This window comes from Kitasatospora sp. NPDC059812 (assembly GCF_042732075.1).
Lineage (GTDB): Bacteria > Actinomycetota > Actinomycetes > Streptomycetales > Streptomycetaceae > Kitasatospora.
The window spans coordinates 125,045-135,238 of the sequence record NZ_JBHWIO010000010.1; the positions used below are offsets into that span (position 1 = coordinate 125,045).

Sequence of the window (10,194 nt, forward strand, 5' to 3'; positions counted from 1 at the left end):
GCTCGGATGCTACCCCGTGCGAGGATCAGCCTATGACGACACGCATCGTGATCGCTGACGACCAGGCAACCGTGCGGGAAGGCTTTCGACACATCCTCGACCTGCAACCGGACATGGAGGTGCTCGCGGTCGCGGGCGACGGTGACGAGGCGCTCGAGATCGCGCGAACGCTGCGGCCGGACGTCCTGCTCGCCGACATCCGGATGCCGCGGATGGACGGGCTGGAGCTGACCCGCCGGCTGGCCGAGGAGAGCCCGGGCGTACGGGTCGTCATCGTCACCACCTTCGACCTCGACGAGTACGTCCACTCGGCACTGAAGGCGGGCGCGTACGGCTTCCTGCTGAAGCGTTCCGGTGCGCCGCTGCTGATCGAGGCGGTGCGCGCCGCCGTCGAGGGCGACTCGCTGATCAGCCCGCAGATCACCACCCGGCTGCTGCGGAGCCTGGCCGGCCCGAAGCAGAAGAAGGCGCCCAAGGTCGAGCAGTTGACGCCGCGTGAGCTTGAGGTCGCGCGGCTGGTCGCGGACGGCCTGACCAACGCCGACATCGCGGAGGCGCTGTTCATCTCGGCTGGCACGGTGAAGACCCACATGGCCCACGTGCAGCGGAAGTTGAAGGTGAACAACCGGGTCGGCATCGCGGCCTGGGTCTGGGACTCGGGCGCCCGCCACGGCTGACGGCCTGCTCGCCGTGGACGGACGTCACTGGTCGAGGTAGGCGAGGACGGCGAGGACGCGGCGGTTGTCGCCGTCGGTGGGGAGGAGGCCGAGCTTGGTGAAGATGTTGCTGATGTGCTTGGCGACGGCCTTCTCGGTGATGAAGAGGCCCTGGGCGATGCCGGCGTTGGAGCGGCCCTGGGCGAGCCATTCGAGGACTTCGCGTTCGCGGTCGGTGAGGCTGCCGACGTTCTCGTCGCGTTCCTTGCGGACGAGGAGCTGGGAGATGACGTCGGGGTCCATCGCGGTGCCGCCGTCGGCGACGCGGCGGATCGAGTCGAGGAACTGGGAGCCGTTGGTGACGCGGTCCTTGAGCATGTAGCCGACGCCGCGGCCGCCGCTGGCGAGGAGTTCGCGGGCGTAGAGCGGTTCGACGTACTGGGAGAGGAGCAGGACCGGGAGGTCGGGCATGGTGCGGCGGGCGGTGAGGACGGCGCGCAGGCCCTCGTCGGTGAAGTTCGGCGGAAGCCGGACGTCGACGACCGCGACGTCCGGCTGCTGCTCGGTGAGGGCTGCGAGGAGGTCGGCGCCGTTGTCGACGGCGGCCACCACCTCGTGTCCGTAGGCCTGGAGGAGGCGGATCAGGCCGTCCCTCAGGAGGAAGTGGTCTTCGGCGAGGACAATACGCACGGAAGCTCCATCGTCACCATGGTCGGGCCGTTGACGGGGCTGTTCACGGCCAGGACCCCGTCGAACGTGCTGAGTCGTCGCTCGATGCCGCGCAGGCCGGTGCCCCGGGTGGCGTCGGCGCCGCCGCGGCCGCTGTCGGTCACGGTGATGCGCAGCATGCCGTGATCGTAACGGATGTCGATCCAGGCCCGGTCGGCGCCGGAGTGCTTGGCGACGTTGGTGAGGATCTCCGAGATCGCGAAGTAGGCGGCGGACTCGACGGGCATCTCGGGGCGGCCGGGGAGGTCGACGACGACCTCGGTGGGGACCGGGCAGACCATGGCCAGCGCCCGCACCGCGTCGGCGAGTCCGCGGTCGGCGAGGACCGGCGGGTGGATGCCGCGGACCAGGTTGCGGATCTCCTCCAGGGCCTTGGAGGAGGACTGGCGGGCCTCGATGAGCAGGGCCCGGACGGCCTCGGGGTTGGTCTCCAGCAGGTGTTCGGCGGCGTCCAGGGTCATGCCCATCGCGACCAGGCGGGCCTGGGCGCCGTCGTGCAGGTCGCGTTCGATCCGCCGGATCTCGGCCATCTGGGTGTCGACGGCGGTGCTGCGGGTGGTGGTGAGGTGCTGGATCCGGCTGGCCATCAGTTCCTGCTCGCTGGGGGCGAGCATGGAGTGGGTGTACAGGGCGTGCTTGCGGACGGCGCGGGGGGCCATCCACAGGGCCAGCGGCAGTTGCAGGACGCCGAGGACGCCGGCCAGCACCGCGGTGGCCTGGCCGTCGATCGGGATGAACTGGTACCAGAGGCCGTCCCACTGGGTCGACAGCGGGACGCCGAAGAAGGCCAGGAAGATGCCCCAGAAGCCGCTGAGCAGGACGGCGATCGGCATGAAGGCGAGGAAGCCGCCGGCGATCGGGTCGGTGAGCACCCAGGTGAACTCCCGCTTGGTCTGCGGGTCGCTCATGATCCAGCGGTAGCGGGCGACGGCCCCCGAGGCGCCCTCGGGGGCGGCCGGCAGGCCGCTGGGCGGGCCGGGGATCTGCACGCCGGACCAGCGCTCGGACAGGCCGCGCTGGCGGGCGGCCAGTGCCCGGACGCGCTCCATGGCCCGCGGCACCAGGCCGAGGCCGGGGCCGACGAGGGAGATCGCGCCGGTGACCCCGAGCGAGCGCCCGAAGGCCGCGACGGACATCCAGCAGAGGGCCAGTGCCCGCCGCAGCCCGGTGAATCCGGCGGGGACGGAGAATCCCCTGATCTCGACCGCCGAGGGGCTTCCCCCGAGCTTCATCGTGCGGTCCATGACCCGCTCCTCTCTGTGCCGTTCGCTGTGCCGCGGCCGTGGTGGCCGTGTGACCATTCTGGCGGGGACGGCGTGCCGGAATCGGTAGTAATAACCCCCCTCTTGCACGACCGGAGGGGGAGGTTCTTCTACCTGGCGGCGGCGGTGACGTCGGCGGGCGGGCTCAGAAGCCGTCCGAGCCGCCCTCGGCGGTGTCGGGGGCGGCGACGAAGAGGGACAGGGTGTCCGCCACGCAGGCCGCGTGCTGCTGGCCCTCGACCTCCACCGTCATCCGGACCGCGGCCAGGTGGCCCATCGGGGTCTCGCGGACGCTGGTGACCTTGGCGCCGCCGCGGACCCGGGCGCCGACCGGGATCGGGCGGGGGAAGCGGACCTTGTCCAGGCCGAAGTTGACGCCCAGTTTGACGTTGTGGATCTCGAAGATCGCGCGCATCATCGCGGGCAGCAGGCCGAGCGTCATGTAGCCGTGGACGATGGTCCCGCCGAACGGGCCGGTGGCGGCGCGCTCCGGGTCCACGTGGATCCACTGGAGGTCGCCGGTGGCGTCGGCGAACTGGTCGACGCTGTGCTGGGTGACGTCGAGCCATTCGCTGTAGCCGAGGTGCTCCCCGGTCGCCCCGGTGAATTCGGCCAGGTTGGCAAAGGATCTCATGCGGGTGATTCTGGGCGGCCGTCCATGGCGCGGACAAGGCGTCGGGAGGCCGGGGGGCCGTTCGGTCAGCGTGCCGTCAGTTGGCCGTCAGCGGAGGGGGCGGGGCGGCGGGAAAGGCCGGAGGCCCGCCGGCGCCGGGAGCGCGGGCGGGCCTCTGGGGCAGGGCGGGGAGGGCTCAGCCGTAGCGCTTGAGCTCGTGGAAGAAGTCCGGGACGGTGTGCAGCTGCCCGGTCGCGAGGACGCGGTCGTAGACGTGCTTGGCGACGGCCATGTCGAGCACGCCGAGGCCGAACGGGGAGAAGACCACTGGCCGGTCGGACGGCGGGGTGATCGTGCCGGTGAGCACGTCGTAGAGCGTGCCGGCGACGAACTCGCGGTGGCCGACGCGCTGTTCGGCCAGGTGCGGCGAGGTGCCGGCCTTCATGCAGTGCTCGATGTCGTCGACGACGTTCCACGAGTCGAGGACGATCTCGGGGGAGAGGTCGCGCAGCGAGACGTGCAGCACCAGCGGGTTGTGCGAGAACCACTGCGGGTCCGTCACGTGCGGCTCGCCGGCGATGGTGGCGAAGACCACCAGGTCGCTGGAGCGGATCAGGTCCTCGGCCTTGTCGTGGACGGTGATCTCCACGCCCTCGCCCTCGGTCCGGCGCAGGTAGTCGGAGAAGCCCTCGGCGTGCTCGGCGGACAGGTCGTGGACGCCGGCCGCGGTGAAGTCGAAGCCGTTGGCGGCGAGGTAGGTGTGCACGTAGCGGGCGATCAGGCCGACGCCGAAGAAGCCGACCCGGGTCGGGCGCTGGCCGCGGGCGTCAGCGAGCCGGGCCGCCGCGAGGGCCGCGGAGGCGGCGGTGCGCGCCGCGCTGATGATCGAGCTCTCCAGGCAGGCGAACGGGTAGCCGGTCTCGGCGTCGTTGAGGATCAGGACGGCCGAGGCGCGCGGGAGGCCGGCCGCCACGTTGTCCGGGAAGCTGGAGATCCACTTGATGCCGTGCACGCCGACCTCGCCCTTGACCGAGGCCGGCAGCGCGATGATCCGGGAGGACGGGCGGTCGGGGAAGCGCAGGAAGTACGAGTCCGGGTTGACCGTCTGCCCCTCGCCGTGCAGCCGGTACGCGGCCTCGACCGTGGCGACGACCTCGTCCTCGTGCCCGTCGAGGGCCTCGTGCACCTGGGCGCCGGAGACCACGGCGAAGGGAGGGACCTGATTCATGGGAACAGTGCTCCTGGTCGGAGGGGTGCGGATCGGAGGGTGGGGAAACGGGAGGGGCGGAGGAGGGGTCAGCCGATGCGGGCCAGGCCCTTGGCGCGCTGCCGCGCCCGCCCGCGCGAGACCACCAGCGGGTCCCAGTCCGGGCCGCGGTCGGGCAGCCGGGAGGGGTCGCCGAGCACCGCGCCGCCGAACACCTCGCGAAGCAGCCCGCGGCCGATGATGTCGGAGGCGGCGGCCATGCCGCTGTTCGCGACCGCGGCGATGCCGCTGCCGTAGCGGACGCTCTGGCCGACCACGTACAGGCCCTCGACCTCGGTGCGCACGTCCGGCCGCTGGTTGGAGCCGCCCCAGCTGGCCATGCCGTACGGGGTGCCGCCGGTGGCCCGGATGTAGCGCTCGTGGGTGAGCGGGGTGGCCGTCTCCAGGTGGGTGATGCGCTCCCGGAACGGGCCGATGACCTTCTCGGCGGTGGCCAGCATGACCTCGGTGAGCTGCTGCTTGCGGGCGAGGTAGGCGGCGTTGCGGCGGTAGGGCTCGCCGTCGGCCGGGCCGCTCTCCAGGCCCCAGAACTCGTAGCCGGGCGGCAGGCCCGTCATGAGCTGGAAGTTGCTGTGGCCGGGCGGGCAGACGGCGGTGGCGCCCGGGTCCTTGAGGGAGGCGAAGGAGAAGGTGAGCGCCGGCACCGAGTCCATCGAGCCGTCCCGGGCGTACCGCTCCAGCATGGCGGCGTGCGCGCCCTCCATGTCGTCGCTGTCGTGCCACCAGAGGTTGGCGTTGGGCAGGCCCGGCAGTTCGGTGTCGAGCCCGATGTACACCGAGACGAAGGAGCCGCGCATGGTCGCCGCGCGGGTGCGGGCCACCACCTCGGCGGGGAAGGCGTCCTCGCCGCCGCACAGGTCGAGGACGGTGCGCCGGTAGTCCGCGTTGGAGATGACCAGCGGGGCCGAGACCCGCTGCCCGTCGGTGAGTTCGACGCCGGTGGCGCGCCCGTTCTCGACCAGGATGCGGCGGACGTCGCAGCGGGTGCGCAGTTCGCCGCCGTGCGCCTCCAGCGCCTCGACGAACGCGGCGACCATCGCCTGGCCGCCGCCCTCGGGGTAGTACGCGCCGCGCAGGTAGTGGTCCATCATCGAGGCGTGGTGGGCCAGGCTGATGCCGTCGGGCATGGTGCCGTAGTTGCCGGCCTGCGCCGCGAGCAGCGTGCGCGCCTTGGCGGAGAGGCCGAAGTGGCCCAGGGCGTCGGCGAAGGTGCGGCGGGACCAGCGCATGGTCTGCGGGGACTTGCGGAACAGGTCGACCAGGGACTCGCCGTTCAGGCCGGCGCGGGTCGAGCCGGCCACGTTCTCGGCGAGTTCGAGGAAGCCGGCGATCCGGTCGGCCTCCTCGGGCAGGGCCTGCCGCAGCCGGTCGCGGTAGGCGTCCCAGCCGGCCGGCACGTCGACGGTCGCGGTGGGCGTGATGATCCGGTCGAAGCCCTGCTCGTTGTCCATCGGCCGGAACCGCACCCGGTCCAGGACGCCGAGGCCGGCCAGGATCGCCGGGAAGTGCCCGTCGGGGCCGCAGTCGCCGAGGTAGTGCGTGCCGACGTCGAACTCGTACTTGCGCCGGCGGCGGAACACGTGCGCGTTGCCGCCGGCGATGTCGTGCTGTTCGAGGACGAGGACGCTGCGCCCGTCGGCCGCCAGGTAGCCGGCGGTGGTCAGGCCGCCGATGCCGCTGCCGACGACGATCGCGTCGTAGTGGTCGCGCAGTCCCTGGGCCCCCTGCATTCGTGCTCCCATCAGAACGTGCCGCCGCCGTGGATCTCGAAGACCGACCCGCTGATGTAGGCGGCGCGGTCGGAGACCAGGAAGGAGACCAGGTCGGCCACCTCCTCGGGCTTGCCGGCCCGGCCGAGGGCGACGTTCTTCAGCATCCGCTCCACCGCGGCGTCGGACATGTCGCCGACCATGTCGGTGGCGATCAGGCCCGGCGCGACCACGTTGGCGCGCACGCCGCGCGGGCCGGTCTCCTTGGCGAGGGACTTGGTGAAGCCGATGATGCCGGCCTTGGACGCGGCGTAGTTGGCCTGGCCGAGGTTGCCGTAGATGCCGGACACCGAGGACAGGTTGACGATCGATCCGCTGCGGCGCTTGCTCATCGCGAAGGCGGCGGCGCGGCACACGTGGTACACGCCGTCCAGGTTGGTGCGCAGGACCTGGTTCCAGTCGTCCTCCGGCATCAGGATGACCGGGCGGTCCCGGGTGATGCCGGCCGAGGTGACGGCGGCGTCCACCGGGCCGACCTCGCGCTCGGTGCGGTTGTACCAGTCGCGGACCTGCTCCGGGTCGGCCACGTCGCACTGGGTGGCCGTGATCCGGGTGCCGAACTCTCCCGCCTGCTTGGCGAGTTGCTCGGCGGCCTCGGCGTTGGAGCGGTAGCAGAAGGCGACGTCGTAGCCGTCCTGGGCCAGGCGCAGCACGATGGCCTTGCCGATGCCCCGGGACCCGCCGCTGACCAGGGCGATCACGCGTGCTCCCCGAAGAGTCTCAGGACGGCGCAGCCCACCGCGCCGTCACGGTCGACGGCGGACACCAGGGCGATCCGGCCCCGGGCCGCCGGGTCGGCCTCGGCCACGCCGAGCACCGCCTGGATCTGGAAGGACGCGGAGGCCGCGCTGGTGTCGCCGAGCAGTTCCATGGACGGGACCCGGCCCAGTGCCTCGGCCGGCAGCAGCGCGGCGAGCGCGTCGTACTCGGCCCGGCCGGCCGCGGTCGGCGCGGCGCACGGGACGGCGGCCCAGACCTCGTCGGCGGTGACGCCGGCGCGGGCCAGGGCGCGCTGCACGCACGCGGTGACGGCGGCCTTCGGGTCGTCGTCGATGTCGACGCGGGTCTCCACCGCGAGCACCGCGGCGAGCGCCGGGCGCTGGGCGGTGCCGGCGTGCTCGACGACGAACAGGCCGCAGCCCTCGCCGAGCAGCGGCGTGGAGTCGCCGGCCGCGACGGCGGTGTGCTCGATCCAGGCGTGCGCGGCGGAGAACTCCTCGGCCGAGCCGACCAGGTACTTGGTCGCCCGGCCCTGGCCCATCAGGCGCCGCGCGTAGTTGAGGGCGAGCAGGCCGCTGACCCGGCCGCCGGCGACGGTGGTGTTGGGGCCCTTGAGGTCGTGCCGGATGGCGGTGGCGCCGGCGGCGTGGTTGAGGCTGCCGAAGGGGATGCGGCCGGCGTCGACGTGGAAGGGCAGCGCGTTGGTGTAGGACTGCTTGAGGAAGTTGGTGACGTTCTCCAGGCTGCCCATCGAGATGCCGAGGACCACACCGGTGCGGTCGTCGGTCTCCACCACCCGGTTGCCGTCGGCGTCCTTGAGCAGGCCGTCGGAGGCGACCAGGGCCAGCGCGGTGAGCCGGTCCATCTTGGCGGTGCCGGTGGGGCCGAGCAGGCCCTTGATGTCGAAGCCGGGCACCAGGCAGACGTCGGGCGACGGCAGCGTGCCGAGCGCGGCGTCCGCCTTGACGGCGGTCTTGGCGCCGGCGCGCACGCCGGACGCGAAGTCCTGGCGGGTCAGGCCGTACGGCGACACGGCCGACCAACCGGTGATGACGAGTGTCTCCGGCGGCAGGGCCGCCGGGGTGGCTGCGGTGGTCATCGTCAGACTCGCTCTCCGTACGTGCCCAGAATCAGGATGGCGTTGTTGCCGGCGAAGGCGCTGGAGTTGTTCTCCACGATCCGGACCTCCGCGTCGACGGCCTGGTTGGGCACGACGTCCAGCGGGCAGTCGGGGTCGGTCTCCACGTGGTTGATGGTCGGCGGGATGAACTGGTGCTCGATGGCGAGGCTGCAGGCGATCGCGCCGAGCGCGCTGGCCGCGCCCATCGAGTGGCCGAGCATCGACTTCACCGCGACGGTGCGCGGCGGTGCGTCGCCGTACACGTCGACGATGGCGGCCGACTCGGTCTTGTCGTTGGCCTTGGTGCCGGTGCCGTGCGCGGAGATGAAGTCGATCTCGTCCCGCTCGACCCCGGCGTCGTCCAGGGCGAGCCGGATGCCGCGGGCGATGCCGTCGCGGTTCGGCGCGGTCGGGTGGGCGGCGTCGCAGCTGAGGCCGTACCCGAGCACCTCGGCGTAGATGTGCGCGCCGCGGGCGAGGGCGGACTCCAGGCTCTCCAGGACGAGGATGCCCGCGCCCTCGCCGGTCAGGATGCCCTGGCGGTTCTTGTCGAACGGGCGGACCACGTCCGGGGTGAGCGCGCCGAAGCGCTTGAACAGCGCGAAGGCCTTGCGGCAGACGGCGTCGGCGCCGCCGCACAGGGCGATGTCGACCTCGCCGGAGCGGATCGCGTCCAGCCCGTAGCCGATCGAGTAGTTGCCCGCCGCGCAGGCGGTGGTGATGGTGGTCGGCTCCACGTTCGGCATCCGCAGCTCGCGGGCGATGACGGTGGTGAGCCGGCCGGCGTTGATCCGGCGGGACAGCACCGGGTCCATGCCCTCCGGGTCCCCGGCCGCGATCTCCTGCTCGACCAGCACGCCGATGTCGTGCCCCTCGCCGTCGGTGGTGCCGACGCTGATGACGGCCTGGCGCTCGCCGAGGTCGGCCTCGGTGAGCCCGGCGTCCTCCACGGCCATCCGGGCGGCGGCGACGGCGAACTGCCCGGCGCGGCCCATGTCGTCGAGGGGGACGTTGCGGATCCAGCGCTCCGGCTCGAAGTCGGGGACCTCGCAGGCGATGTTCTGGCCGAACCCCTCGGTGTCGAACCGGGTGATCGGCCGCGCACCGGAGCGGCCGGCCCGCAGCCCCGCGGTGTACTCCTCGACACCCGTGCCGATGCTGGAGATCGCCCCGAGGCCGGTGAGGACGACCCGGCGGCGGTCGGCGGGCACGCCGGCGCGGGGTGCCGCTGGTGACTGTGCGGTGGACATGGGACTCCTTAAGCAGTGGGATGCCTGCGGGCGGGGGTTCCGGTCCCGGAACCCGCCCCGATCACCAGCCGGCGGCCGTCGCGGTCACCTGGTACGTGGCCTCCACGTTCACCATCTTCGGCAGCTCGTTCATGTCGATGACGATGGAGTACTCCATCTCCAGGGCGCTGAGCACGTCGATGAGCTTCAGCGAGTCGGCGCCCAGCTCGTCGACGAACAGCGCGGTGTCGGCGAACTCGGTGTGCACGTCGATGTTCTCGGCGATGATTTCGCGGATCCGGGTGAGACGCTCCGGGGCTACCGTCGTCATGCTCGTTTTCCTCCGTTTTTGCGGGTGCCCTGTGCGGGTGCCCTGGGGTGCCCGGAAATCGGGCCTCTGAGCAGCAAATTAGTCAGGCCCGATGACGGGTCGATGACGTCCAACTGACCGCTCACTGACGGGTCCTGGCGGGGTGTCGCGTACCTGGTGGGGAGGGGTGCCGGGGACAAAACGGCCGCCCGCCGCCCCGGCGGGCGAAGGCCCTGGGGGTGCGGCGGGCGGCGGGGTCGGAGCCGTCCGGCGGCGTTCTTCCGGATTCCGGGCGCGGGCCCGGCCGGTCAGCCCTGCTGCTGGAGGCTGAGCGGGCGCATGTCCGTCCAGTTGCCCTCGATGTGGGCGACGGCGGTGGCCCGGTCGGTGGCCTCCAGGGTCACCGACCAGCCCTCCGGGACGGCGGCGAAGGACGGCCACAGGGAGTGCTGCCCCTCCGCGTTGACGAGGACGAGGAAGGTGCCGTCTTCGCGGTCAAAGGGGTTCGCCATGACTGTT

Annotated in this window: 11 protein-coding genes; 1 reads left to right on the forward strand and 10 read right to left on the reverse strand. The window is 72.2% G+C overall.

All coding sequences use genetic code 11. The features are described from left to right. The first annotated feature begins 32 nt into the window (after positions 1 to 32). Entirely contained in the window at positions 33 to 677 is a 645-nt protein-coding gene (locus ACFV6D_RS08180) for a response regulator transcription factor (RefSeq protein WP_063348718.1), read from the forward strand. Positions 678 to 701: 24 nt separating this feature from the next. Here the strand turns inward: ACFV6D_RS08180 and ACFV6D_RS08185 are convergent, their stop codons facing one another. From ACFV6D_RS08185 to ACFV6D_RS08230, 10 genes are all read right to left on the reverse strand, one after another. Further along, positions 702 to 1,346, reverse strand: a complete 645-nt coding sequence (locus ACFV6D_RS08185) for a response regulator transcription factor (protein ID WP_063348719.1) — start codon at positions 1,344 to 1,346, stop codon at positions 702 to 704. Further along, positions 1,310 to 2,629, reverse strand: a complete 1,320-nt coding sequence (locus ACFV6D_RS08190; protein WP_063348720.1) for a histidine kinase — start codon at positions 2,627 to 2,629, stop codon at positions 1,310 to 1,312. The genes ACFV6D_RS08185 and ACFV6D_RS08190 overlap by 37 nt, the downstream gene beginning before the upstream one ends. A gap of 163 nt (positions 2,630 to 2,792) precedes the next feature. After that, on the reverse strand, positions 2,793 to 3,281 hold the full coding sequence (locus tag ACFV6D_RS08195) for a MaoC family dehydratase (RefSeq protein WP_063348721.1): 489 nt from the start codon (positions 3,279 to 3,281) through the stop codon (positions 2,793 to 2,795). 175 nt (positions 3,282 to 3,456) lie between these two features. After that, positions 3,457 to 4,488, reverse strand: coding sequence for a 2,3-diaminopropionate biosynthesis protein SbnB (sbnB, locus tag ACFV6D_RS08200; protein WP_380558921.1), 1,032 nt, complete (start codon positions 4,486 to 4,488; stop codon positions 3,457 to 3,459). 68 nt (positions 4,489 to 4,556) lie between these two features. Further along, the gene (locus ACFV6D_RS08205; RefSeq protein ID WP_380372980.1) at positions 4,557 to 6,257 is read right to left on the reverse strand and encodes a phytoene desaturase family protein; all 1,701 of its coding nucleotides are present in this window, start codon (positions 6,255 to 6,257) and stop codon (positions 4,557 to 4,559) included. Between the two features lie 11 nt (positions 6,258 to 6,268). Beyond that, positions 6,269 to 6,997, reverse strand: coding sequence for a 3-oxoacyl-ACP reductase FabG (fabG, locus tag ACFV6D_RS08210; RefSeq protein WP_063348724.1), 729 nt, complete (start codon positions 6,995 to 6,997; stop codon positions 6,269 to 6,271). Next, on the reverse strand, positions 6,994 to 8,115 hold the full coding sequence (locus tag ACFV6D_RS08215) for a beta-ketoacyl synthase N-terminal-like domain-containing protein (protein ID WP_107452908.1): 1,122 nt from the start codon (positions 8,113 to 8,115) through the stop codon (positions 6,994 to 6,996). The genes fabG and ACFV6D_RS08215 overlap by 4 nt, the downstream gene beginning before the upstream one ends. Before the next feature lie 2 nt (positions 8,116 to 8,117). After that, positions 8,118 to 9,386 (reverse strand): beta-ketoacyl synthase, encoded by a 1,269-nt coding sequence (locus tag ACFV6D_RS08220; protein WP_063348725.1) that lies wholly within the window; start codon positions 9,384 to 9,386, stop codon positions 8,118 to 8,120. Positions 9,387 to 9,447: 61 nt separating this feature from the next. Next, entirely contained in the window at positions 9,448 to 9,696 is a 249-nt protein-coding gene (locus ACFV6D_RS08225) for an acyl carrier protein (RefSeq protein WP_063348726.1), read from the reverse strand. 287 nt (positions 9,697 to 9,983) lie between these two features. Beyond that, on the reverse strand, positions 9,984 to 10,187 hold the full coding sequence (locus ACFV6D_RS08230; RefSeq protein ID WP_063348727.1) for an MbtH family protein: 204 nt from the start codon (positions 10,185 to 10,187) through the stop codon (positions 9,984 to 9,986). Positions 10,188 to 10,194: the final 7 nt, after the last annotated feature.

Bases quoted from the DNA above. Each gene is read 5' to 3' on its own strand.
- ACFV6D_RS08180 (WP_063348718.1), top strand. From the start codon at position 33: ATGACGACACGCATCGTGATCGCTGACGACCAGGCAACCGTGCGGGAA.
- ACFV6D_RS08190 (WP_063348720.1), bottom strand. From the start codon at position 2,629: ATGGACCGCACGATGAAGCTCGGGGGAAGCCCCTCGGCGGTCGAGATC.
- ACFV6D_RS08195 (WP_063348721.1), bottom strand. From the start codon at position 3,281: ATGAGATCCTTTGCCAACCTGGCCGAATTCACCGGGGCGACCGGGGAG.
- sbnB (WP_380558921.1), bottom strand. From the start codon at position 4,488: ATGAATCAGGTCCCTCCCTTCGCCGTGGTCTCCGGCGCCCAGGTGCAC.
- ACFV6D_RS08205 (WP_380372980.1), bottom strand. From the start codon at position 6,257: ATGCAGGGGGCCCAGGGACTGCGCGACCACTACGACGCGATCGTCGTC.
- ACFV6D_RS08215 (WP_107452908.1), bottom strand. From the start codon at position 8,115: ATGACCACCGCAGCCACCCCGGCGGCCCTGCCGCCGGAGACACTCGTC.
- ACFV6D_RS08220 (WP_063348725.1), bottom strand. From the start codon at position 9,386: ATGTCCACCGCACAGTCACCAGCGGCACCCCGCGCCGGCGTGCCCGCC.
- ACFV6D_RS08225 (WP_063348726.1), bottom strand. From the start codon at position 9,696: ATGACGACGGTAGCCCCGGAGCGTCTCACCCGGATCCGCGAAATCATC.
- ACFV6D_RS08230 (WP_063348727.1), bottom strand. From the start codon at position 10,187: ATGGCGAACCCCTTTGACCGCGAAGACGGCACCTTCCTCGTCCTCGTC.